19 protein-coding genes are annotated in these 24949 nt (G+C 61.3%); 9 read left to right on the top strand and 10 right to left on the bottom strand.

All coding sequences use genetic code 11. From position 1 onward, the window contains the following. Window positions 1-5: 5 nt before the first annotated feature. The 5 genes from ACHHRT_RS11240 to gdhA form a co-directional block, all read right to left on the bottom strand. Window positions 6-2033: an FAD-dependent oxidoreductase gene (locus ACHHRT_RS11240; protein WP_395499867.1), complete on the bottom strand. Its 2028-nt coding sequence runs from the start codon at window positions 2031-2033 to the stop codon at window positions 6-8. Between the two features lie 19 nt (window positions 2034-2052). Next, on the bottom strand, window positions 2053-3708 hold the full coding sequence (locus tag ACHHRT_RS11245; protein WP_395499868.1) for a glutamate synthase-related protein: 1656 nt from the start codon (window positions 3706-3708) through the stop codon (window positions 2053-2055). Continuing rightward, complete coding sequence (locus ACHHRT_RS11250) at window positions 3669-4802, bottom strand: class II glutamine amidotransferase domain-containing protein (protein ID WP_395499869.1); 1134 nt, start codon at window positions 4800-4802, stop codon at window positions 3669-3671. The genes ACHHRT_RS11245 and ACHHRT_RS11250 overlap by 40 nt, the downstream gene beginning before the upstream one ends. A gap of 12 nt (window positions 4803-4814) precedes the next feature. Next, on the bottom strand, window positions 4815-7529 hold the full coding sequence (locus ACHHRT_RS11255; RefSeq protein ID WP_395499870.1) for a PEP/pyruvate-binding domain-containing protein: 2715 nt from the start codon (window positions 7527-7529) through the stop codon (window positions 4815-4817). Window positions 7530-7603: 74 nt separating this feature from the next. After that, window positions 7604-8938 (bottom strand): NADP-specific glutamate dehydrogenase, encoded by a 1335-nt coding sequence (gene gdhA / locus ACHHRT_RS11260; protein WP_395499871.1) that lies wholly within the window; start codon window positions 8936-8938, stop codon window positions 7604-7606. A gap of 351 nt (window positions 8939-9289) precedes the next feature. Here gdhA and ACHHRT_RS11265 point away from each other — a divergent pair, with 351 nt between their 5' ends. From ACHHRT_RS11265 to ACHHRT_RS11295, 7 genes are read left to right on the top strand one after another with little or no spacing between them, the layout of a single operon-like run. Then, a complete protein-coding gene (locus ACHHRT_RS11265; RefSeq protein WP_395499872.1) occupies window positions 9290-9550 on the top strand; it encodes a hypothetical protein in 261 nt (86 codons plus the stop codon). Further along, window positions 9547-11865: a molybdopterin-dependent oxidoreductase gene (locus ACHHRT_RS11270; protein ID WP_395499873.1), complete on the top strand. Its 2319-nt coding sequence runs from the start codon at window positions 9547-9549 to the stop codon at window positions 11863-11865. The genes ACHHRT_RS11265 and ACHHRT_RS11270 overlap by 4 nt, the downstream gene beginning before the upstream one ends. Continuing rightward, the gene (locus tag ACHHRT_RS11275) at window positions 11865-12521 is read left to right on the top strand and encodes a hypothetical protein (protein WP_395499874.1); all 657 of its coding nucleotides are present in this window, start codon (window positions 11865-11867) and stop codon (window positions 12519-12521) included. Before ACHHRT_RS11270 ends, ACHHRT_RS11275 begins: the two co-directional genes overlap by 1 nt. 17 nt (window positions 12522-12538) lie before the next feature. Continuing rightward, window positions 12539-13165: a cytochrome C gene (locus tag ACHHRT_RS11280; protein ID WP_395499875.1), complete on the top strand. Its 627-nt coding sequence runs from the start codon at window positions 12539-12541 to the stop codon at window positions 13163-13165. 7 nt (window positions 13166-13172) lie between these two features. Further along, entirely contained in the window at window positions 13173-14135 is a 963-nt protein-coding gene (locus ACHHRT_RS11285) for a 4Fe-4S dicluster domain-containing protein (RefSeq protein WP_395499876.1), read from the top strand. A 32-nt stretch (window positions 14136-14167) separates the two neighbouring features. Further along, the gene (dsrP, locus tag ACHHRT_RS11290; protein ID WP_395499877.1) at window positions 14168-15418 is read left to right on the top strand and encodes a sulfate reduction electron transfer complex DsrMKJOP subunit DsrP; all 1251 of its coding nucleotides are present in this window, start codon (window positions 14168-14170) and stop codon (window positions 15416-15418) included. A gap of 24 nt (window positions 15419-15442) precedes the next feature. After that, window positions 15443-16033 (top strand): DUF6448 family protein, encoded by a 591-nt coding sequence (locus ACHHRT_RS11295; protein ID WP_395499878.1) that lies wholly within the window; start codon window positions 15443-15445, stop codon window positions 16031-16033. A 22-nt stretch (window positions 16034-16055) separates the two neighbouring features. Here ACHHRT_RS11295 and ACHHRT_RS11300 read toward each other — a convergent pair whose 3' ends face one another. The 3 genes from ACHHRT_RS11300 to ACHHRT_RS11310 form a co-directional block, all read right to left on the bottom strand. Further along, complete coding sequence (locus ACHHRT_RS11300) at window positions 16056-17156, bottom strand: amidohydrolase family protein (protein ID WP_395499879.1); 1101 nt, start codon at window positions 17154-17156, stop codon at window positions 16056-16058. A gap of 12 nt (window positions 17157-17168) precedes the next feature. Continuing rightward, window positions 17169-17606, bottom strand: coding sequence for an ADP-ribosylglycohydrolase family protein (locus ACHHRT_RS11305; RefSeq protein WP_395499880.1), 438 nt, complete (start codon window positions 17604-17606; stop codon window positions 17169-17171). A gap of 739 nt (window positions 17607-18345) precedes the next feature. After that, on the bottom strand, window positions 18346-21462 hold the full coding sequence (locus ACHHRT_RS11310; RefSeq protein ID WP_395499881.1) for an eCIS core domain-containing protein: 3117 nt from the start codon (window positions 21460-21462) through the stop codon (window positions 18346-18348). 80 nt (window positions 21463-21542) lie between these two features. Here ACHHRT_RS11310 and ACHHRT_RS11315 point away from each other — a divergent pair, with 80 nt between their 5' ends. Further along, entirely contained in the window at window positions 21543-22025 is a 483-nt protein-coding gene (locus ACHHRT_RS11315; protein WP_395499882.1) for a c-type heme family protein, read from the top strand. Continuing rightward, window positions 22025-22396: a GGDEF domain-containing protein gene (locus tag ACHHRT_RS11320; RefSeq protein ID WP_395499883.1), complete on the top strand. Its 372-nt coding sequence runs from the start codon at window positions 22025-22027 to the stop codon at window positions 22394-22396. Before ACHHRT_RS11315 ends, ACHHRT_RS11320 begins: the two co-directional genes overlap by 1 nt. 74 nt (window positions 22397-22470) lie before the next feature. Here ACHHRT_RS11320 and ACHHRT_RS11325 read toward each other — a convergent pair whose 3' ends face one another. After that, window positions 22471-23964 (bottom strand): SDR family oxidoreductase, encoded by a 1494-nt coding sequence (locus ACHHRT_RS11325; protein ID WP_395499884.1) that lies wholly within the window; start codon window positions 23962-23964, stop codon window positions 22471-22473. Between the two features lie 12 nt (window positions 23965-23976). Beyond that, window positions 23977-24789: a SagB/ThcOx family dehydrogenase gene (locus ACHHRT_RS11330; RefSeq protein ID WP_395499885.1), complete on the bottom strand. Its 813-nt coding sequence runs from the start codon at window positions 24787-24789 to the stop codon at window positions 23977-23979. Window positions 24790-24949: the final 160 nt, after the last annotated feature.

Below are 24949 nucleotides of genomic sequence, written 5' to 3' on the forward strand. Positions count from 1 at the left end.
CCCGCTTATAACTCCCGCATCTCCCAGACTCCGCAAGGGCAGACCCCGGCGCAGAAGCCGCAGCCGATGCAGCGCTCCTCGTTCACCAGATAGCGGAAGTTGCCCTCCCCCAGATCCTCCCGCGAGATCGCCCCGTAGTGGCAGGTGTGCTCGCAGATATGACAATCGCGACAGAAGCCGCAGGAGATGCAGCGCTGGGCCTCGCTGGCCATATCCACCGTGCCGTTGAGGGCGGCCAGGGGCTGGGGCGCTCCACCGGGAATCCCCGCCGCCGGATCGCGCAGTTCGCCCCGCTGGAAGGCGAAATATTCCAGTTTGAGCTTGGCGTAGGGGATGGTGGGCCGGCTTTCCGGTTCGTACTGACTGCCGGTGAGCAGGGCATCCACCGCCAGGGCCGCCCGGCGGCCGCTGCCGATAACATGGGTGGGCAGGCCGCGGCTGACCAGATCGCCCACCGCGAAAACCTGGAGGTCGCCGGTCTGGCCCAAGCGATTGACGATAATCTTGCCTTTGCGGCGCTCCACCTCCGGGGGCAGAAAGGCCAGCTCCTCACCCTCTTTGTCGCCGCTGCCGCAGGCGATGATCACCGCGTCGTTCTCCTGCCGGAGTTGCCGGAAAAGCTTCTGCTCCACCGGGGTGTCAAGTTTGATGGCGATGGGACTGCCGGTGAGTCGGGCCAGATCATCTTCCAGGATTGCCGGATCCACCTTGCCCTGTTCGGCACTCTGCCAGAGGCGGCCGCCGACGCGGGCCGCGCGCTCGTAAACGGTAACCCCATGGCCCTTGAGCATCAGCTGCCAGGCGGCGGAAAGGCCGGCGGGACCGCCGCCGATGATGGCGATCTGCTTGCCGGTGGCCGCCGCCGGTTTGGGGGCGGCGATTCGGCGCCCGGCCCGGCCCAGTCCCTTGATATCCAGGGGCCGGTCCACAATCTTGCGACTGCAGGCCTTCATGCAGATGTTGGGACACAATTCGCCGCAGACCGTGGCGGCAAAGGGGCTGTATTGCAGGACCAGCTCCACGGCCTGCTCCTCCCGGCCCTGGCGCAGCAGTTGAAAGCGGCGGTGGGAGGGGATATCCGAGGGGCAGACCGCCACGCAGGGGGCCAGTTGCCGCTCATTGTGCCAGACCGGGGCGAAACGGCGCTCCTTGCCGTGGGTGATGAAGGGCAGCAGACTGAAGGGCTGATCGATCATCTCGGCAAAGATCCCGCCTTTGCCCACCGCCGGCTCCCAGTGGCTGCGGCGGAACTCCCAGGTGGCCATCCGGCGGCTGTCGCGCTCCTTCTTCTCGGCCGGGGTATAGGCCACCAGCTTGCGCCAGGCGGCGATCTCCCGGGTCAGCTCCGCCAGGTGATCGAGGCGGTCGATGGCAGCGAGATAGGGCTTGATGTTGTCGCAGAGCCACTGCCAGTCGGCTTCGTTGAGCTCCAGCAGTTGGACATCCTTGGCGCTGTAGCCCTCCACCGGGCCGCGAAAGTAGATGGTGCCGCCCACCATCCCCACGCAGGGACGGTAGCCCAGGATATTTTCCGGTCGCCGGGGATTGACCCCGCAAACCACGGCGATACCGCCGGCCTTGAACTCGGCAAACGAGTCGCCGACATCACGGAAATACCAGGATTGCAGGGGCTCGAAGCGGGGGTTGTGCTTGGTCATCGTGTCGCAGCGGGCGCCGCCGGAACCCTGGACGTAAAGGATGCCCTGGGCCCCGGCGTTGTGGGCCCCGTTGGTGACATCGCCCAGCACGGTGATTTGGGCCCCGCAGTTGAGCCAGCCCACATCATCGGAGGCGCCGTCCTCGGCCACGATTTCGGTGCCGAACATCCCCATCGCCCCCAAACGCTGGCCGATGGGGCCATGGACCCGGATCTTCACCGGCGCGTACTTGGGCCAGATCCGGCCGCCGATCCCATGCTGCCCCCGGGCCTCGATCTCCAGCTCTTTAGCCCCCTCCCGCAGGGCGTTCTGTACCCGCTCTTCCAACTCCTGGGAGGAGACCCGCTTATCGTCAATACTGCCTGGTATCTTCATCACTGTGGTATCCATCCCTCTAACAGACATAGCTGATTTGCAAACGATCGGCGATGGCCCGGTCGCCCACCCCGAGGCCGTCGGACATGCCGATGGGCAACTGGGTGCTGCGGCCCATGGGGGCGAAGATCTTTTTCAGTTCGGTTTCGGCGGTCTTGAAGACATCCACCACCCGTTCGGCCACCCGGTCGGCGTCCAGCCGGCGGTAGAGGCGGGGGTCCTGGGTGGTGATCCCCCGGGGACAACGGCCCAGGTTGCAGAGGTTGCAGCGGTTGCGTTCATCGCCGTAGCACTCGGCCGCCGCCTGCATGATGTACTTGCCGATATCCACCCCGGAGGCCCCCAGCAGGATCAGGGCGGCGGCGTTGGCGGCCAGGTTGGCCTCCTTGCCCACCCCGCCGGCGGCAAAGAGCGGCAGCTCGTTCTGCTTGCCGGCCTTGACCAGTTCCAGATAGCAGTCACGGAGGTTGCTGGCAATGGGGTGGCCCATCTTGTCCAGGGAGACGTTGTAGGCCGCCCCGGTGCCGCCATCCTCGCCGTCGATGGTCAGAGCGGCGGCGTAGGGGTTGCGGGCCAGGTTGTTGAGTACCGCCAGGGCCGTCTTGGTGCCGGAGATTTTGGGGTAGACCGGCACCCGGAAGCCCCAGGCCATGCTCACCGACTGGATCATCTTGGCCACCGCCTCCTCGATGGAGTACTTGGTCTGGTGGGTGGGCGGCGAGGCCAGATCGACATACATCGGCACCCCGCGGATCTTGGCGATCAGCTTCAGCACCTTGTAGGCCATGAGCAGGCCGCCGTCCCCCGGCTTGGCCCCCTGGCCGTACTTGATCTCGATGGCGGCTGGATCCTCGATCATCTCCGGCAGGGCGTGGATGATCTCGTCCCAGCCGAAATAGCCGGAGGCGATCTGGGGGATGAAATATTTCAGATAACGGGATTTGAGCAGCCGGGGGGGCAGGCCGCCTTCGCCGGAGCACATCACCACCGGGATATTCTCCACCTCGTTGAGGTAGGCCACCCCCATGGCCATCCCTTCCCACATCGGCGGCGACAGCGCCCCGATGGACATGCCGCCGATCCGGATGGGAAAGATCTCCCGCACCGGCGGGATGAAGCCGCCGGCTTTGGGCAGCAGCAGGCCGTTTTGCTCCTCCAGGGGCAGGGCCTCCGGCGCCAGGTTGCGACCCATCAGGGTGCGGATGTGAAACTCGTGGCGACCGGCGTCCAGCGAGGGATCGGTCAGCATGGAGATCCTGGTGAACTTCAGCTTGTCCAGGGTGGAGGTGGAGGGATCATTGCGCCGTCCCCCTCGGGCGTAGGGGATACCGCCCCGGTTCTTGTGGAAGAGGAACTTGTGGTTGGGGTTGTATTCCGGCATGATCGCCATGTTGGGGCAGACCAGGCTGCAGGTGCCGCAGCCCACGCAATGGCGGTCGATATCGTTGACCTGGCGGATAACCTGGCTGACCCGGCGAATGGTGGCCGGCAGCGGATCTTCCCCCTCGGAGCGGACGATCCGCTGGGCCAGCACCGAGGCCTCGATGGCCTTGGTGGGGCAGACCGCGGTGCAGCGGCCGCAGCGGCTGCAGCGATCCTCGCGCCAGCGGATGATGAAGGGAAACTCCAGCAGAGTCAATTCACTGTTGTGATCGAGCCGTTGCGCTGATTCCATACCTTGACCTCCTGCGCCCCCGGCGGAATGATCACCAGGTCGTAGCGCATGGGAATGATGTCGTTTTGACGTTGACGTTGGGGCAGAGCCTGATCCAGCCCGCACTCCTCGCTCATCAGCCCGACGCGGCCGGGCACCCCCCCGACAATGCCGGGGCGCAGCTTTTTGGAGTCCTGGGTCAGAAAGACGGTACCATCGGGAAGAAAGCCGATGACGCAGTTGGGGCCGTCGATGCAGAGCTGCCGCAATGAGCGCTTGAGCAGGCCCAGGGCGGCGGCGTCGGGGCGGCCGGAAAACTCGTTATCCTTGAGCGGGGTGACAATATCCTTGTAGTAGGGCAGGGGGTAACCCAGCCGGTGATGGACATAATGCAGGGTGTGACAGAACACCTCCGAGTCGGAGTTGTAGCCGGTGTAGCCGCTAAAACCCCGGCCGGAAAGAAAGTCCCGATTGGGCACGAAGGCGGTGTTTTCGCCGTTGGTCATGGTGCAGTAGCCCTGGAGAAAAAAGGGATGGCAGGCGTAGAGCTGGATTGAATAGTTGGTGTTCTGCCGCCCCTGGGCCAACACCACCCTGGCGGTAAGCGGTTTCTCCTCGAAGCCGAAAAAGCGGCCCACCTCCAGGGGATCGCCCACCTCCTTCAGGGTGATCACGTCGGGCCAGAAGGAGAAAACATAAAGAGAGTCGTCGTCGGCCCCCTGGCGGCGCAGCTCCAGGCGGGTCCGGGTCAGCAGCTCCTCCTTCTCCGCCTGGGGCCGGTCAAGATAGCCGTCGGGGTACTGATAGGCGGTGGCCAGGTAGTGGCCCCGGCGGCTGACGTTGATTCCCGGTCCCTCGGTGATCCGGGGCTCCCACATGAACTTGACCTTGAAGCCGCAGCGCTCCATGTACTCGTCGATCCGGCGCCGGCCCACATCGGTACAGATGCCGGAGAGAATGGGATACTCCTTGAGATGTTCAAACTCGCCGCCCAGATCCTTGAGGGTAACCCCCAGGCCGGAGCCGTCATGCCCCTCCTTCATGGTATCCAGGGCGATGATGGCATCCATCACCGATGTGTACTCCCCCGAACTGATGGCGCTTAATCGACACATATCAGACTCCGTTTACGGGACGTTTTCAAATTCACCGCCCGCGGTGATGGTGCGAAAGAGGCGGTAGTTCTGGTGGACGATGTCGGCGGAGAGTACCAGTTCCCGCTCGGCGAAATCGGCCACCGTGATAATTCCTTCCAGTTTGCGATACTCCGCCTCCGGTACCAGTTCGACAAAACGGTTGCGGAAGCCGGCCATGAACTCCTGGTTCAACGCCGAGCCCTCGCGGCCGGGGTAGAAGGCCAGGTAGAGAATATCAAATTCCACCAGATCGTTAAAGAAATGGGTGCCTAAAGAGACATCGGGAATCAGCCCTTCATGCATCGCCACCACTTCGCAGACGCAGGCGGCCTCGCAGATTTCGGAGAAATTGACCGGAATTCCCAGCGACACCGAACTGGTGCCCCAGCGCCCCGGTCCGATCAGCACCGTCGGGGTCTCCCCGGGGGTCACCCGCATGATCTTGCCGATGGCCCGGGCCACCAGGTGCTTGTCCGGCACCCCCAGAGGGCCGTAAGCGGCGGGGGAGACCAGCACCACCCGGCGGGGGTTGATGGTGCGGCTGCGGCCGATCACCGTGCCCCGCTCGGTGGCCAGCAGCAACTGGTGTTCGGGGACCTCCAGCGGGGCCAGGGTTTCCCCCTCATCCTTGCGCACCTCGAAGGGGCGGCACTGGACCAGGTTGATCCGGTAGTTGGCCAGGTCGCAGGGCGGCACCTCCTCGCCCCGGGCCAGTTTGGCATCGGCCAGGGTGCGGCAGCCCTCCTCGCCGGTGAAATTGAGGGTGAACTCGATATCCACCGGGTACTGGTAGGATTGCTCCAGGGTGCTTAAAATCTTGCGCATATGTTCGACAAAGGGCGTTTTCTTGAACAGCCCGTCGAAACTGATGTAGTGGGAGTCCCCTTGCTGATCGCGGGAGGCGGCCATCTCCAGCTCCAGCTTGGGGCTGAAGCGGGAGATCTCGGAAAAATCCACCGGCAGCAGGCGGTTGGCGTCAAGGTCAATGGCATCAACCCGTTTCTGGGAGAATTTGCGCAACTCATCGATCCCGCTTTCCGGTCGTTTGTCGGGGGCGTTCAGGGCGGCGATTCGGGTGTAGTCGTCGTCGGAGCGGTCCACCGCCCGGGTGCCCATGCCGTAAACGATGCGGATCACCCCCGATTCCGGCTCAATCGCCTCGTTCCAGACGTAGGGGTTGTAGGAGTAGCCCACCCCGCCCACCGCCGGGAAGAAGTAGTTGCCGTGGAGATCGCCGCTCACCCGTTGGATCAGCAGGGACATCTGCTCATCCTTGTCCAGGATCCCCATCTGCTCTCGGTAGTGGAGGGCCTTTTCGCTGAGGGTGGAGGCATAGACCAGCTTGATGGCGGTGAGCAGGTTGGCCAGCCGCCGCTCGCTGGAGCCCTGGTTGGGGCAGAAGACCGATTCGTACTTGCCGGAGAAGGCGTTGCCGTAATTATCCTCCAGCAGGCTGCTGGAGCGGACGATGATCGGTGACTGGCCGAAGTAGTCGAGCATGTCGGCCAGCTTCTTGACGGTATCGTCGGGGAAATGGCCGGTCAGGATCACCCGGCGGGCGTACTCCGCCACCCCCAGCAGGGTTTCGGTATCCTTCTGCTGGCGGCGGATCCACCAGCAGCCGTTGGTCACCATGTAGGTGTAAAAAACATCGGAGCCGACATAGAAGGAGTCGTGGACCTCGATCACGTCGCGCAGCTCCGGGGCCTCCTCCCGCAGGATCGCCCGGGAGAGCAGCATGCCGGTGGCCTTGCCGCCGATCAGGCCGGTGCCGATCATCCGCTTGCCGATATCGAGCAGGTCGTCGATGTTGAAATAGCGGGCGGCCAGCTCCTGAATCCGCTCGTTGCGGGTCACCATCATCGCCAGCAGCCGGCGCAGATGTTTCAGCTCCTCCGGGCTCTTGGGCCGTGGCCCTGGTCGGGGGGCCGTGGTTGCCTCCGTCGCCGTCTCCCGCTTCTCCAGTTCGCGGAAAATCTGGGCCGCCTCCTGGAAGTAGCGGTTCCAGCGGTCCCGCTCCTCGAAGGCGTGATCGGTGCTTTTGAAGGGGGTGAAGGAGAGAATTTCCGAGTTGAGGGCGCTGTTGGTCACCGGTTTGAACTGGCCGTCGCGGTGGGTGTGCAGCATGAACATGGTGGCCGAGTAGCGCTGCTGGGCCTTCAAGGGGTGAACGTAAATATTCTCCCGGTTCTTGTAGACATCGAAGATCACCTGGGCGGTGTTGTGGACCGGGGTCAGGGCGTTGAAGGAGTGATGATCCCGGATCAGGGCAAAGTAGGCCAGGGCCTCCATATCCAGGAGATAGGGGCAGGTGAGCATGAAGAAGTTGCCCAGCATCCGGTCGCTGTACCAGGAGTTGGCCAGGTCACTCAGGGAGTCGAAAACGTAGTAACCGCCCCGGCCGTTGTTCTTGATCGTTTCGTGGACCTGGTTGATGAAGGGCTCAAAGCCCGCTTCCGGATCGGGGGTATGGATCTCGGCGTGGGGAAACTCTTCGGGGTCGAGCAACGGCGGGTGGGAGGCGAAACGGAAATAGACCAGCCGTTGATTCTTGAGATCGGCAAACCGGGCGTAGGCCTGCACGAAATAGCGGTAATCGTCGATCCCCTGCACCTGCCAGACAATGTTGTCGCCGGGCATCAGCCCTTTGATAACCCGGTCCAGCCCTTTGAGGCCGGTGGAGAGATGACTGTAGTTGTATGACATGCATCCTGTCCGCAGGACAAGCAACCGATGCGCGGACGGCGTATCCGTCCGCGCATCGGCAACGGTTTGACGGGTTAGATTACTCCCTGCTCGATCATCGCGTCGGCCACCTTGACAAAGCCGGCGATATTGGCACCTTTCACATAGTTGACGAAATCGCCTTCCTTGCCATACTTGTAGCAGGCTTCATGGATCCCCTCCATGATCTGCCGCAACCGCTCCTCCACCTCTTCCCGGGGCCAGGAAAGCTTGAGGCTGTTCTGGCTCATCTCCAGGCCGCTGGTGGCCACCCCGCCGGCGTTGGCCGCCTTGCCGGGACCGTACATGATCTTGGCCTTGAGGAAGACCCGTACCGCCTCACTGGTGGAGGGCATGTTGGCTCCTTCGGAAACGCAGACGCAGCCGTTGGCCACCAGAGTTTCGGCATCCTTGGCGTCGATCTCGTTCTGGGTGGCGCTGGGGAAGGCGATATCGCCCTTGATTCCCCAGGGGCGCTCGCCGGGGTAGTATTTGCAGCCGTACTTCTCGGCGTATTCGGAGATTCGGCCCCGCTTGACGTTCTTCAGTTCAATCACGTAGGCCAGTTTCTCGGCGTCAATGCCGGCCGGGTCGTGGATAAAACCGGCGGAGTCGGAGAGGGTGACGCACTTGCCGCCCAACTGGTTGACCTTTTCCACCGTGAATTGGGCCACGTTGCCGGAGCCGGAAACCAGGCAGATCTTGCCGGAGAGGTTGTCGCCCCGCACCTTGAACATCTCCTCGGCGAAGAAGACCGCGCCGTAACCGGTGGCCTCCGGGCGGATCAGGCTGCCGCCCCAGTTGCGGCTCTTGCCGGTGAGGACCCCGGTGAACTCGTTCTTCAGCCGGCGGTACTGGCCGAACATGAAGCCGATTTCGCGGGCGCCCACCCCGATGTCGCCGGCGGGTACGTCGGTCTCGGCCCCGATATGCTTGCTCAGTTCGGTCATGAAGCTCTGGCAGAAACGCATCACCTCGTTGTCGCTCTTGCCCTTGGGGTCGAAATCGGAACCGCCCTTGCCGCCGCCCATGGGCAGGGTGGTCAGGCTGTTTTTGAAGACCTGCTCAAAGGCCAGGAACTTGAGAATGCTGAGGTTGACGCTGGGGTGGAAACGCAGGCCGCCCTTGTAGGGGCCGATGGCGCTGTTCATCTGAATCCGGTAGCCGCGGTTGATCTGAATCTCCCCCTTGTCATCAACCCAGGGGACTCGAAAGATGATAACCCGCTCCGGCTCCACCAGCCGCTCCAGAATCTTGGCCTTTTTGTATTTGGGATTGTCCTCGATAAAGGGCATCAGGGTTTCAACCACCTCCAGCACCGCTTGGTGAAACTCGCTTTCGCCGGGGTTTTTCTCGATAACTTTTCGCATGAATTCAGTTACTTGTTCCATTTGCGTCCCTTGCTCCTCTCCGTTGGTTGGCGACTGCTCCGGCCCTATGCCCATAAAGATCGATAAAAAACAGCGGGCAGGGAATTTACCAACTATTAACGGTCAGCGCAAACGGTTATGTGGGTGGGGCCATTTTTTTTCGGCCAACGCCTTGCGGCTGCTGAGTACCGTTCTTTTGGCCTGGTGGTCGGTCCGGGGTTTAAGGGGTTCGCGGATTCTATTGTCCTAAAAAAACTAAACATTTTATTAACATTGACCCTCGTTAATATTTTGTGCACTACTACTACGTAGTGATTGGCCGGGGTCGGAGCCCCCCCCTCTTGATCAGGGTAAAGGAGCGAAGGAATCAATATGGCGATTTTAGGCTATCTGGCGCTTCCCGCGGCGGGGAAAAAAGCGCAGTTGTGCGATGAATTGGCGACCATTAGGTATTGCGAGGCGGTGCCTTCGGACAACCGGGAGGTGGTCCTGCTGGTGACCGACACTCCGGACCAGGAGGCGGAAAAACGGCTCCAAAGGGAGTTGAAGAGACTTAACTCCCTGCAAGCACTCAGTATGGTATTTGGCCATACGGCAGAACCTGAAAACAGGGAGATGGAGAGGAAACCATGAAGCTGAACCGCAGAGCATTCATTAAAACGGCGGCCCTGAGCAGCGCCATTGCCACCGCCGAATCGATTTTTCCCGGTATCACCTTCGCCGGTTGGCAGCAACAGGAAGATGCCTCCGGCCGGCTCAGCTGGCACAAAGCCCCCTGCCGTTTCTGCGGCACCGGCTGCGGGGTGCTGATCGGAGTCTCCGGCGACCGGGCGGTGGCGGTCAAGGGTGATCCCAACAGCAGCGTCAACAAGGGGCTCTGCTGCGTCAAGGGTTACCACTCGATCCAGGCCCTCTATGGCCGTGATCGGATCACCAAGGCCCAGGTCCGTAAAAACGGCCGGATGGTGGAGGTGCCGATCGCCGAGGCCCTGGACCTGGTGGCCGCCAAGCTCAAGGAGACCATGGCCCGGCACGGCAAGGACGCGGTGGCCATGTACGGCTCCGGCCAGTGGACCATTCCCGACGGCTATGTGGCCTCCAAGCTGTTCAAGGGCTGCCTGGGGACCAACAACCTGGAGGCCAACGCCCGCCTCTGCATGGCCAGCGCGGTCACCGGCTTCATGACCTCGTTCGGCATCGACGAGCCCATGGGCTGTTATGAGGATATCGAGCATGCCGATGTCTTCGTCACCTGGGGCAACAACATGGCCGAGATGCACCCGGTGCTCTTCTCCCGCATGCTGGCCAGCCGCAAGCGGCGCAAGGATGTGGTGATCATCGATTTCGCCACCCGGACCACCCGCACCAGCCAGGCGGCGGACAAGTCGATCCTGTTCAAACCCAATACCGACCTGGCGGTGGCCAACGCCATCTGTTACGAGTTGCTGCGGAACAACCAGGTGAACTGGGATTTCGTCAAGCAGCACACCGCTTTTTACCAGGGCAAGACCAATATCGGCTACGGCACCGAGGACCACTTCAGCTTCACCGACCAGCCGGAGGAGATCGGCCTGGCCCGGTACCGGGAGTTCCTTAATGATTACACCCCGGAAAAGGTGGAGCGGATCTCCGGGGTTTCGGCCCGGGATATCAGGTACCTGGCCTCGCTTTACGGCGACCCGACCAAAAAGGTGACCTCGTTCTGGTGCATGGGGATGAACCAGCATGTGCGCGGCACCTGGATCAACAACCTGGTCTATAACATCCATCTGCTCACCGGCAAGATCTCCACCCCGGGCAACAGCCCCTTCTCGCTCACCGGCCAGCCCAGCGCCTGCGGCACGGTGCGCGAGGTGGGCACCCTGACCAACCGGCTGCCCTACGGAGAGGTGACCAGCAAGGCGGCCCGGGAGAAGGCGGCTAAAATCTGGGGGGTGCCGGAGTCCAACATCGACCCCAAGCCGACCTACCACACGGTGGAGATGTTCCGGGCCCTGGATCGCGGCGAGATCAAATTCATGTGGATCCAGGTGACCAACCCGATGATCACCATGCCCAACCTGACCCGCTACCGCAACGGCGCCCTGAAGGATGATCGCTTTATCGTGGTCTCCGACGTCTATCCCACTCCCACCACCGACGTGGCCGACGTCATCCTGCCGGCCGCCTTCTGGGTCGAGCAGGAGGGGATGTTCGGCAACTCCGAGCGCCGCACCCAGCATTTCGACCGGATCGTGCCGCCGCCGGGCGAGGCGATGTCCGACACCTGGCAGTTGATCGAGGTGGCCCGGCGGCTGGGCTTTGAAAAACAGTTCCCCTGGTCGGAGGAGGAGCATATCGGGAAGATCTGGGAGGAGTACCGCAAATTCCACGACAATCCCCAGCACAATATGGCTCCCTATCAGTTGCTCAAGGCCAGATCGGGGGTGATGTGGCCCTTCGTCAACGGCAAGGAGACCCGCTGGCGCTTCAACGCCAAGTATGATCCGGCCTGTCGGCCGGGTTCGGAATTTGATTTTTACGGCAAAAAGGACGGCAAGGCCTGGATCTGGGCCCGGCCCTACGAGCCGGCTGCCGAGTCGCCGGACCGGGAGTACAACTTCTGGCTCAACACCGGCCGGGTGATCGAACACTGGCACACCGGCTCGCTGACCCGCCGGGTCCCGGTGCTGCACAACGCGGTGCCGGAATCCTACGTCGAACTCCACCCCGACGACGCCGCCGCCCTGGGGGTGGTGGAGGGTGAAAAGGTGAAGATCGTCTCCCGGCGGGGTTCGGTGGTGATGAAGGCGGCGATCAACGGCCGGGGCGCCCCCCCGCGGGGCATGGTTTTCGTGCCCTTCTTCGATGAGAGCTACAAGATCAATGAGGTCACCCTGGACGCCTTCTGCCCCATTTCCAAGCAGCCTGACTACAAAAAATGCGCGGTACGCCTGGAGAAAGCATGATGAAAAAGAGCAAAACGCCACGCGATCTGCTGCGGCCGGCCGGGCTCTTTTTGGGCCTGTTGCTGCTGGCCGGCAGCCAGCCGGCGGTGGCCGCTCCCGATATTCCGGCCGGGTTCGACGCCCAGGGTGAGAAAATTTATCAGCGCTATCAGCAGACCCCCCTGGCCGCCACCACCGGCACCGACGGCCGGCGCACCCTGAACAGCTACTATGAGCTGCGCCAGTACCCCGGCTCGCCGCCGATCATTCCCCACGAGGTTCCCGCCTCCTTTGCCGCCGCCGGCGGGGCGCCCTGCCTGGCCTGCCACGAGCGGGGCGGTTACGATCCCACTCAGGACGCCTACGCGCCGGTAACCCCCCATCCGGAAAACGAACTCTGCAACCAGTGCCACCTGCCGCCCAAAACCGACCAGCCGTTTGTGGCCAGCGACTGGCGGTCGATTCCGCCGCCGTTGCTGGGCCGCTCCGAGCTGGGCGGTTCGCCGCCGCCGGTGCCCCACGCCCTGCAACTGCGGGAAGATTGCCTGGCCTGCCATGCCGGGCCGGCGGCGGTGGCCGAGCTTCGAGTGGAGCATGCCTCCCGGGGCAACTGTCGCCAGTGCCATGTCCCGCTGGTGGCCACCGAACCGCTCCTGATCTTTCAACGAGCGAAATAAGCGGGATGCGAACCGTTATGAAGAGCAAAAGAGAGATTGCCGCCGTCGCACTGCTGCTGGCGGCGACGCTGTCGGCCGGCCCGGCGGCGGTTTGGGCGGCCGGCGGCGGCTCGGTGCGGGAGCGGATCGAGGCGGCGGTCGAGCCCTTCGACCCCCTGGCCATCGAGTCCGCCCACGCCGTTCCGGCCCCGCAGGTCACGGCCCTGGAGCCGGGGCCGGGAGGGACCTTCCAGGTGCTGGCCCGCAAGGGGGAGATCGGCCGCTTTCGCTGCAGCTCCTGCCATACCGAGGAGCCGGTTGAATCATTGGCCCGGGACGGAGTCCTTTTCACCCATGGCGACATCACGGTCAACCATGGCAGCGGCGAGAACCGGCTGGCCTGCCTGGAGTGCCACGATCAGACCAACCGCGATTTTCTGGTGGACAAAAAAGGCGAGCAGATCGATTTCGACCACAGCTACCAGCTCTGCGGCCAGTGCCACTTCCGCCAGAAACGCGACTGGCTGGGCGGGGCCCACGGCAAGCGCGTTGCCTCCTGGGCCGGAGAACGGGTGGTCAAGAACTGCACGACCTGCCACGATCCCCACGCCCCGGCCTTTCCGGTAAAAATGCCAGAGACTTACTCTCTGCCTCTTGATCGATAGGAGCGTCATGGACACCAGCAAAAAAACAGCAGGGGAGGTTGCCGGCGGCGGCATTATGGCCGCCAGAACCAGCCGCCGCTCTTTCCTCAAGGGGCTTTCCCTGGCGGCGGCAGCCGGTTCGGCCGGGCTGATGACCGGTTGCAGCGGCTCCGGGCTGGTCCCGGAGGAGATCAAGCTTAAGTGGGAAGAGTATTTCAAAAGCAACTACCGGCTGATGACCCAGGAGGAGAAAGACGCCACCGTGGCCCGGCTGGTGCGGCTGGCCAAACTGCGGCACGGCCTGGATGTCCAGATCTCCAACCAGGAGCCCCGGGAGCAGGTGCTGTTCGGCTACGCCTTCAATATCTCGCGCTGCAAGGGGTATATGGATTGCGTCGAGGCCTGCGTCCGGGAGAACAATCTGGATCGACGCGGCAAGACCCAGTACATCCGCATCTTCGAGATGGACCCCGGCCAGTTGGACCCCACCGCCGGCGACGGCCAGTTCTTCCACCAGGTGCCGGCGGCCAACAAGTTCTACATGGGGGTGCAGTGCTACCACTGCGAGGACGCCCCCTGCATCAAGGCCTGCCCCACCAAGGCCACCTGGCGCGAACCCGACGGCATCGTGGTGGTTGACTACGACTGGTGCATCGGCTGCCGCTATTGTCTGGCCGCCTGCCCTTACTGGGGCCGGCGCTTCAACTGGGGCGATCCCCAGGTGCCCAAGGAGGAGATCAACCGCAAGCAGCACTACCTGGGCAACCGGCTGCGGATGCGGGGGGTCATGGAGAAGTGCACCTTCTGCATCCAGCGGACCCGCCAGGGCCAACTGCCGGCCTGCGCCGACGCCTGTCCCACCGGCTCCAGGGTCTTCGGCAATCTGCTCGATCCGGACAGCGAGATCCGCTACGTGCTGAAAAACAAGAAGGTCTTCCGCTTCAAGGAGGAGCTGCATACCGATCCCAAGTTCTGGTATTTCATGGATTAATCGTTGGAAAACTTGTTGAGGATACCAATTCGATGACTGCCGCCAATAAACAGGAACCCGCCGCCTCCTCCTTCCGGGGTTTTTTCGCCGACTGTCTGCGCTGGTCCCTGGCCGGCGGGGTGCGCTACAGGATCTTCCTCGGTTCCCTGCTGGCGCTGATGGTGGCCGGAGCGGTGGCCTACACCCATCAGTTCAGCCGGGGCCTGATGGTCACCGGCATGTCCGATATCGTCAGTTGGGGGCTCTATATCTCCAATTTCACTTTCTTCGTCGGGGTTGCCGCCGCGGCGGTGATGCTGATCCTGCCGGCCTATATCCTCAAGGACAAGGATTTCCACGAGGTGGTCATTATCGGCGAATGCGTGGCGGTCGGGGCCCTGGTCATGTGCCTGCTGTTCATCACCGTCGATATGGGGGCGCCGCACAAGGTCTGGCACATGATCCCCGGCATCGGCCTCTTCAACTGGCCCTCCTCGATTCTGACCTGGGACGTGCTGGTGCTCAACGGTTACCTGGCCTTGAATACCCTGGTGCCGCTCTATATCCTCTGGTGCAACTACCATGATCGCGCGCCGGTGGGCTGGAAGTACAAGCCGTTCGTCTTTCTGGCCATCTTCTGGGCGGTCTCCATCCACCTGACCACCGCCTTTCTCTACCAGGGCCTGCCGGCCCGCCCCTTCTGGAACAACCCCCTGCTGGGGCCCCGTTTTCTGGCCTCGGCCTTTGCCGCCGGCCCGGCGGTGATCATGATGGTGCTGATCGCCATCAAGGAGAACACCCGCTACCCCATCGACCCGGCCATCCTCCAGAAGCTGAAGCGGATTATCGTGGTGTCGGCGGTGATCAACCTGGTGATGCTCTTCTCCGAGGTGTTCAAGGAGTTTTACGCCTTCACCCACCACAGCCTGTCGGCCCAGTACCTCTTTTTCGGCCTGGACGGGCACAACTCCCTGGTGCCGTGGATCTGGACCGCCATCAGCATGAATATCATCGGCACCCTGCTTTTCGCCTTCGCGCCCGGGCAGTACCGGCCCCGCTACCTGATGGCCGCCGCCCTGCTGCTCTTTTTCGGCATCTGGATCGAGAAGGGGATGGGGCTGATCGTCCCCGGCTTCATACCCTCGCCCATGGGCGAGGTGGTGGACTATCTGCCCACCGCCCCCGAGATCATGGTGACCGTCGGCGTGTTGGCCACCGGCATGCTGGTGGTGACCATCCTGATCAAGCCGGCCCTGGCCATTCTGCTCCGTTACCGGGAGCGCAACCGGCCCTTCGAATCCTAATCATGAATTAAGGAGTGTGAGCAAATGGCAGCAAAAAAAATGGCAAGCTGGAAAAAGATGACCCTGGCCCTGGGGCTGGCAACCGCGCTGTTGTTGCCGCAAACGGCGGCCGCCCATTGCGACGCCCTGGACGGCCCGGTGGCCCTTGAGACCCGGCAGGCCCTCGAACAGGGGAATCCTGATGCCCTGTTGAAATGGGTGATGCCGGAACATGAGGAGGAGATTCGCCAGGCTTTTGCCCGCACCCTGCAGGTCAGGGGGCTGAGTTCCGCCGCCGGCGAGTTGGCCGATCGCTACTTCCTGGAAACCCTGGTGCGGATCCATCGGGCCGGAGAGGGGGCTCCGTACACCGGGTTAAAGCCGGCGGGCCAGATTCCCGGCCCCATCGCCCGGGCCGATGCCGCCCTGGAGGAAGGTTCGGTCGATGAACTGGCAACGGTTGTCGCCAACCATGTCGGCCAGGAAATGCGGGAGCGTTTCAACCGGGCCCTGGCTCAAAAACAGACGGCCGGCCAAAGCGTGGAAGCGGGCCGCGAGTTTGTCGAGGCCTATGTGCAGTATGTGCATTTTGTTGAGGGCATCGTGGCCGTGGTACACGGCGAGCACGCCCATTGAGCTGAATCGGCTCGGCGGCAATTTATAGTGAAGCTGACGGGGCGCCGTCAATATAGAGCCCTTCCAGGTAGGAGAGTTTGCGGGGCAACTGTTGGGGGGTTCCCCGGGTCATCAGGAAGGTGGCCGGCCGGCCCACCGTCAGCGGGCCCGGCCGTTGCAGGCCGAAGAAGGCGGCGCCGCTGGTCGAGGCGCAGCCAATGGCCTCGGTCAGCGTGTAGCCGGCCTTGATGAACAGCTTGATCTCCTCGGCCACCGCCTCGCCATGGATGATGCCCATGCTGCCGGCCCCGGTCCCCACCGCCGTGTTCACCCCCAGTTTCTTGGCCAGCCGCAGTTGGGCCAGTTGTGCGGCCAGAGTTTGCCGCCAAAGGGCCTCGGCGCCGGGGAGCGGCTTGCCCGGCGCCACATAGCGCTGGGAGAAGCGGCAGCAGACATCGCCGCCGCCGCGGGCGGCATCTAAAGCGTTTTTGGCCCGCAGCAGGCCGGGAATCCACAGCACCCCGGCGGCCGCCATTCGGCGTAGATTGTCTTCGCCCATGCCGTAGCCCTGTTCGATGGCGTCACAACCGGCGGCCAGCGCTTCGGCCACCGCCGGGCGGCCATTGGCCACCACCACCGCCTTGCGGTCGCCCCGCTGTTGCAGCAGGCGGTCCAGCTCGGCTCGGGTGAGTCGGGGAGAGAAGGCGTTCTCCTCCTCAATGTCCGCCGACCCGGCGATCTTGAGAAAGTCAGCCCCGGCGGCGCGAATCTCGACCAGCTCTCCCGGCGCCGCTTCCACCCGGCCGGCTGGCGCCCCGCCGTCGGCCACCCCCAGCACCCCATGAATCTGGCAGTAGTGGATATGCCGTTTAATCAGGGTGGCCTGTGCCGGGGCGGCGCGTTTGTCCACCGACGGCGAGCGCGCCAGGGAGAGGCTGCAATCCGCCAGGGCCGGTAAGAGGGTGCAGTGGGACAAGTCGGTGATGATCGCCTGGTCCCGGCAGGGCAGCTCGGCGGCGGGAGCGATGGCGGTGATGATGCCCTCCCTTATGGTCAAGGCGATATTCCGGCGCACGGCCCCGCCCAGGCCGTCGATAAAACTCCCCGCCACGATGAAAAGAGTTTTGTTATTGTTTACAGGCATCAATTCAGATGGTTAGCTGGTTCTATCAGCAAATACTGCCGATGGCAGGCGGGCCCCCACTTCCATGGTGATCGCCTCGGGGTGGTTGTGGGAAACCTCGGCGGTCATCTTCGCTTGGCGCAAGACCTCCTCCTCCGTGGTGAAGGCGAAACCGACCGGGCTGACCCGCATGGCGGCACCATTGCCCCAGCTGTTGTACGGCTGGGGCGCGGCGGATTGCAGCCACCGTGTGAACGAACTGCCGTAGCCGGCCCGGGGATAACGTCTGCCGATCTCCCAGAGGGCTTGCCAATAGGGTTTGCCGGTCAGAATGGCATCCGCTATCCCGACCGTTAAGACGGTGTCGTCGGTGAAACGGGATCGATCATCGAAGAGCGGGAAATCCTTATACTTGATCGGTCGGCGTTCGTAAATCGACCCGATTATGTCACCGGCTATGGCTCCAAGCAATAATCTGCCTCCTATTTCGAAAAGAGCGCCCCCTTGCCCTCTGTTTCATACGCATCAGTGGGTGGAGATTCTTGTGGCCATTTCCGAAAACTCCTCACAAAGCGACGGGGAGTTGCATGGAGCTTACCGCGCAATTCCCTCCGTATAGTTACGCGGCTAAAAGCCCATTCGAGGAAAGAATCGATCGATCGAGGCACGTAGCCGTAAAGCCGCAAGACACGGAAGGGTCTCCTCACCATATGGATCGTCAGCCCCCGATAAGCAAACACCATTTGCTCCCCCTCTGAATGGAGCAAAGAGGACACCACACGCTCCGGGGGGCCCAACGCACTGATCGCTTCGAGCGTAAGAGTCGGCTCATTTATCTGGACCATTTCGATAGTATCCTTAATTCCCCACCAGATGGTCACGCCGTATGGCGCAAATGCGGTCGCATGGTAGTCCCTGAAATTAATTAATCCTCCCTCCAGCGTCCCTGTCCCATCGGGACCCTCCGCGCTTGGTCCCAAGGCTGCCTCGGCGTGTTCGCGCATACTATCGGGGGGCAAACCATACCATTGGTTCAGTTCACCCTCTGAAAAAGAGCGAAGAGCCTTAACTGCCGGGTGTTCTTTCATGATTCTAGTCTCGTGTGCCTTGAAAGGTTGGGGTCATAGTGTCTTTGTCTCTTGTCAGCCGGTCTATTGCTCAGCACTAATGGCATGCGGTGCCCTCGATGTTACGTGATATGGCACTACTGCTAGTGTCGTGGTATCAATAAAACGGTACCGACGGTGAGAGCCGTCCAAGATACGCCTGGATTTGCTAGTTCCAACTCGATCGGAGTAATCCCATTTTGTATCGCGACCCTGCCCTTCGATTCAATGGTTTCGACCCCCGTTGCTGGATCGATTGAGGCGATGACGACGTGGTTTCTGCACCCCGGGAGGGATAGTGTCGCGGGTAGCGCGCCGGTTAAGGATTGCGTCGGATTGGCGTTCGTGATCTCTGCCGTGGAAAGGCCTGAAGCGGTGGAGAGTTCGCCTAAAGTCGTAATGCCAGTTGGTATCCGCACGGAGTTGATGGTGCTCCCCGGCGCGGGTGTCAACATCCCGCCCGTTTGAGCCAATCCGATAAGTTCGACATGGCCCAGGAAATAAGCCGCCTTTACAGCGCTTTCTCCTCCATGACCGGGACCTATGGCATTGTCGCGGACGTATTCCGCGTGCGCCAAGTTTTCAACATATGTCGAAGGAGTCCTGTAAGAACCAACAAGGGAGGCGGTTGTCGCTGGCGAGTATATTCCTCCTTCAACCTCACCGATCAAAGTGGCGTTTGCTGGCGCGGTAGGAATCTCATGGAGAAGAACTTCTTTTGTAAACATTTCACAGAAGCCCTCCACTAGATTGGGATTTCTCCGCGCTGCTTGCGTAAACCCTGAGTGTTCTAAACGATGAAGGTACTCGTGAACAAGCAGTTTCCATCCGGACCACTTCGTCGCGCGGACCGCCTCGGACGGTGCGCCAGCGATTCCCGGTGCTGTTGAATAACCCTCGCTTATGCCGGTGGGCATTACAATTCCACGTTCGGTGGATATGCCGAATCCGTACTGATCATACCGTCGCAGTTTCGTCGCGTTATCTGCCAGACTAGCGAATGGAACGACGATTTCGTCCCAGAGGAATATTCTCTCCTCGGCCGATCGATTTGGGTCGAAGTAATGGCTGGATTGGACGTTTCGAGAGTGGCGATCATTATTAGCGATCCACCTTGCGAGATCAAACTCGTCGATGGGGCAGCCTGCGACACTCCGCTGCGTTGGATTGAATGCGTCAAAAAGGGTTTGACCTGGATTCGAGGTCCGCATTTGGAACTCAGTGAGTCCGGTCGGTTGCGAAGGAGTTGGAGCAGCCGCAGTGGTATACGAACCGTACCTATCATCGACAACCCTTTTGGCGGCATTGCCCACACCTTGAAACTGCGAGATAGGGAGTCGGGGACGAGCCGCAATCTGATTGATCTCTGTCATCGCGTTGTTGAGATGAACGGTCATTGCTTGCTGGACCCGGGTGACAAGGTCGGCACGTACGCGGATTTTATCCGCGGCGGACAGGGTGCTCCCACTTCCCCCATCCCAGTCTAGCGACGCGCCAGTACTCGAAGTTGAAGTTGGGAACAACGACCTCCGTATATCACTTATCATTTGGCTAGTGAGTGCGCCGGTTCCCGCCTTCTGATCTTCGTACCGATGCTCTTGCAAGTGGTTCGCGTACCATCGTTCCTCAGGCTTGCCTGTGAATATGACGTCGAGAGACGCTCTGAGATCTGCATTCCCGGCCTCAGAACCGTTCGCTGTCCGAAGAACCTCATAAACACCACTCTCACCTCTGCAATCAGGCCAGCCTTTCATTTCCCGCTCGACCCGCAGATGGATCGGCCAATTATTCTCCGGGCCATACTGCTGAATATTTTCCGAAAGCCATAGATCATCGGGTTGGCCGGCAAAAACAGTCAGAAGAGAAAGAGTCAGGTCCGTGTTACCGGACTCTGTGCCGTTGGCGACCCTTAGGATGTCGAACACCACCCCTTTGCCGCCCGAGTCTCCCCAGCCTTTCATCTCGCGCTCGACCCGCAGATGGATCGGCCAATTATTCTCCGGGCCATACTGTTGAAGATTTTCCGAAAGCCAGAGGTCATCGGGTTGGCCGGCAAAAACAGTCAGAAGAGAAAGAGTCAGGTCCGTGTTGCCGGACTCTGTACCGTTGGCGCCCCTTAGGATGTCGAACACCACCCCTTTGCCGCCCGAGTCTCCCCAGCCTTTCATCTCCCGTTCCACCCGCAGGTGAATGGGCCAGTGGGGTTCGGCGCCATAGGTCAGCAGGTTGCGGGCCAGCCAGAGATCGTCTCCCACCAAGTTGAGCTCGATAAAATGGTGGACATCGGGGTCTGTTACGCATAGGCGACGGAGCCGGTCAAACAGCGCCCCCTTGCCCTCCGTTTCCCACAACAACTCCAGTTCGTCCGACAGGGGGCTGCGTTGAATTGGGGGGGCACCGGCGGCCGGCGGTCCACCGGCGTAGCCCTGCTGCGCCACATGGGTCGCCTCGTGCGACATCAGACCCAGATCGTCCGCCCGCGCTCCTTTGCCCAAAAAAATGTGGTTATGGTGGGTGAAGGCTTTGGCGTGAATGGCCCGGGCCGCTTCCTGGGCCTGGGTATCCGCGTGGACCCGAACATGGCTTAAATCATGGTCTAAAACCGGTTCAATTTTTGCCCTGATGCGTTCAGATAACGGATTGCCGCCACTCCTGACCAGGAGCGCTTGATTCACTTTGGGTAAGGCTGTCATCTTGCCGAATGCTTGGGCCTGCACATCTGCGATGCCCCGGGATATTTGCGGCTCCGGGGCTCGCGTCAGCGTGCCGGCAACCTGCTCGGCTTCCTTTTCATACTCGTCATCGGGGTGGCCGATTATGGCTTTGAGCATGATGGGCCCTGTAGCCTGGTCCGCGCGCTCTTCGATTTGGCGGGGCATCGGCGGCGGCAGAGGTGAAACGGCCAATCGCCGTAAAAAGATGGGGGTGGCGGGTACGAAGGGGTTTTGGTCAGGAGCATCCCCACGTTTCTCCTGCGGAGAAGATGGCTCGACCGTTTGATTTTTTAGCCGTTCATTTTTTTTTGTTTTTACCGAGAGCTGCATGGGGTGTATGATCGCCTGCTTTGAAGATTCAAATCCCGCAAAATAGGAAAATTGACCGTAGCGTTGACGGTATGGACCTTCTACATCATGTGGCAATGGCTGCCAGCCTGTCAACGTATTCAGCCAGAAAATCCGCTTTGTGTTTAGCTTAGAGCTGTTTAAAGAATTAAAGGGCAAATGCCATGGCCCAACCCCACCCCCACTAACCAGATCTTGGTATAACTTCCGGCACGCGCCATGTGAAGCGGTATATATTTTTGATTTTGCTGCTATTTGCGATTGCTGTCACTTATATTATTCCCGACCAGTTTGAAGCCGAGGCCCTTAAGGCTTTCGCGGAGGGGTTGGCGGAGGTCTCTTCATTCGAAGATAAAGAGGGTCAACATTATATGGCCCCACTGACGACCGAAGATGTCTGTCTGCGCTGTCATGCCGCTCAGGGCTACTCGGTGGGAGATGTCCGGGGCGGTATCAGTGTTACGATTCCGGCTACTGATGTTCGGAATCGAGTAAATATGTATACGATTTACAGCGTTATCTCAGCGCTCCTGGTTATGGTTCTCGTCGTTATTCTTATCGCTTATATCGCCCGTTATTTTATCCGGGATATCAAGCAAGCCGAGGGCAAGATCCTTGAATATGCGGTTACCGATTTTCTCACCGGTGTGTACAATCGTGGCTATGGCTTGCAGCTGTTGGCGCAGGAGGTATCCCGCCAGCGCCGGGAGTTTGCGTGTTGATGATTGATCTGGATTATTTCAAAAAGATCAACGACAACTTTGGTCACCTGGTGGGAGATAAGGTGCTGGTGGAATTTGCCAAGCTGCTGCGGCAGAGTGTCCGGGATTACGATATCGTCTGCCGTTACGGCGGGGAAGAATTCCTGCTGGTGTTACCGGGTTCAACATTGGATAACCGCCGTCAACTGGCAGAGCGCATTCGAGAAAAGACAATGCAGATGACTATTTATGCCGAAGGGGAGCAGGTGCCGATATCGATGAGCGGTGGCGTTGCCCGGTTGGAGAATGAAGACACCGTCGATAGCCTGCTCAGGCGGGCCGATGACAAACTATACGAGGCCAAGCGGAGAGGCAGAAATCGCATCGTGTGACGGGGGGGCAGGGCCAAGGTTTTGTCAATGCACTTAATCCATGTTTTCCGGGACCTGTTGCTTCCAGTTGGCGATCAAGGCGAAGGAGTATTTGGCGGTTGCCGATCGGCGTCTGGTTTCATCCCCTGCGCTTGCTTGACGATATTTTTGGCCAGGTCGCGGAAAACCAGGTGGTGGAAGGGCAGTACGCTGTACCAGTACACCCTTCCCCAAACACCTTGCGGATAAAAATGGGCGGTCTGAACCAGCCTGTCCTCCCGGATGTCGAACTCCAGCCAGGCCTTGCCCGGCAGCCGCATTTGGGCGAGGAGCAGCACTCTTTTGCCCGGCTTAATGTCCGCAACTTTCCAGAAATCAAGGGCATCGCCGACTCGCAAACTGGTGCCGCTGCGCCGGCCGCGGCTTAATCCGTAGCCGCCGATCGCCTTATCAAGAAAGCCGCGCAGCCGCCAGAGAAAATTGTAGGTAAACCAGCCCCGTTCTCCGCCGATGGCGGTAACGGCAGTGAAAACCTGGCTGGCGGGGGTACCCGTAAAAATCACCTCTCGCCGGTCGCGGAGGATGGCGGAACCGACGTCGTCCTGGTTTGCAATGTCGCAGGCTGAGCCGCCGCTGCTGTCGCACCAGCGGCTCAACACCTGATCCCTCTTGATTTCGGCAATGGCACCGGCCACCGCCCGGCGGTAGGAGAGCGGCTTGATTTGGGGGAAATAGCGGCCGGCAAGATCGTTTTTTACCAGGGTTTCCGAGCGGAGCCCCTCCACCAGGGCCGCCGCGATGCGGAAGGGCACCGGCGTAAAAAGCACCAGCCAGTATGAGGAAAGTTTGGGCGAGAGCACCGGTACCGGGATCATGGTAAGCCGGAGGCCCATGACCGCCGCCGCCTGGGTCAGCATGTCCCGGAATCGCATCGGCTCGGCGCCGATGTCGACAACCAGGTTTTGATCCTGCTCCAGGCTGCGGGCGGCAGCAAGATAGGCGAGAACGTCGCTGACCGCTATGGCCTGGGTCCTGGTGCTGACCCAGCGGGGCGTCAGCATCAGGGGCAGTTTTTGCGCAAGGTTGCGTATGATCTCGAAGCTGGCCGACCCTGAACCGATTATCACCCCTGCCCGGAACCAGATGGTCTGGATCTGATCCGGCCGGGCCGAGAGGATCTCGCCGGTTTCGATCCGGCTCAGCAGGTGTTTGCTGGCCGTCTCTTTCTCACCTAGACCGCCGAGGTAGACGATGCGCCGGACCCCCTGCCGGATGGCGGCACCCCGGAAGTTGGTCGCGCTCTGCCGGTCCAGCCGGTCGTAGTCTGGTCCGGAGCCCATGGAGTGGATCAGGTAGTAGGCGGTATCGATCCCGGCCAGCGCCTTATCCAGGGCCGCCGGTTTGAAAGTGTCGCCCTCGATGATTTCAGTTCGTCTGGCCACCTCCGGCCGCACCTTGCTGCGGTTGCGGACCAGCAGGCGGACCGAGCAGTTCCCATCGGCAAGCAGGCGCTCTTCGAGGCGCCGGCCGATATAGCCGGTGGCGCCGGTGATCAGTACCCTGGGGTGAGAGTGGGGGCGGCAAGACATGGTCGGGGCGCTTCAACTCCCATGATAACGCGAAATATTTTTCGCTTTTTTGAGGAACGGCAGTACCCCCCTCTTCCCAACCGGCGCGACATAGACCGCGAACTCCTCCTCACCGTCCACCCCCAGCAGCTGGTCCATCTCCGCCTGGTCGTAGGCGGCCACGGCGCAGGTTCCGGCCGCCACGGCCTCGCAGGCCAGATAGAGGTTCTGGCAGACATGCCCCGCGTCCAGCAGGATCACTCGGTGGGCGGTCAGGCCATAACGCCATTCCATGCGCTCGGGAATGCAGGCCCAGACAAAGGTCACCGCTGACCGCCCAACGAATTTCTGACCATAGGCGGCACGGGTCAGGGCCGCTTCCATGTCCGGCACGTTCCGGAGATGAACCAGTTCGTGCTCCAGGGGCAGATAGCGGTACAGTCCCGGGGCCAGGTCCGACACGTTGCGGATGAACAGATAGGTTTCAAAGCTGTGCCGGGCCCCGGCCGAGGGCACGTTGCGCAGGGCGTTACCATGGCCGAGCATCCGGCGTACGCCCTGGGTGGCCCAAAGCAGAAAGGACAGCTCGGCCAGGGTCAGTTCCTCCTCGGCGAACCGGCGTCGGCTCTCCCTCCGGGCAATGGCCTCGACCAGGGACGTTTGCCCGATGGATTCCTGCCATTGGGTGGAATCGGGCAGCGAGACTCTCCGGGCATCGGGAGGGACCGGCTTCTGCACCGGTGGCGGGGGGAGTCCCCGGCTCTGGTCCGTTTGGGAAAAATCGGTCTGCTTGCGGAGATGGTCGGTCAAAAACAAGCGGTGGGCCCGCAGTTGGTCGTCAATCATCACAATCCTCCTGACTGGCCAGGATGAGCTTTGACACTAATACATCTCTTCCGGCTTGGCCGTGGCTCGATTATCTCTTGGTCAGAAGTTAAGGATAGGAAAAATTATCATAGTAATGGTCTACCTTTGGTAACTGATGATGTCAACATCAATTATGGAT

Source organism: Desulfurivibrio modestus, from assembly GCF_044068625.1.
Classification (GTDB): Bacteria; Desulfobacterota; Desulfobulbia; order Desulfobulbales; family Desulfurivibrionaceae; genus Desulfurivibrio.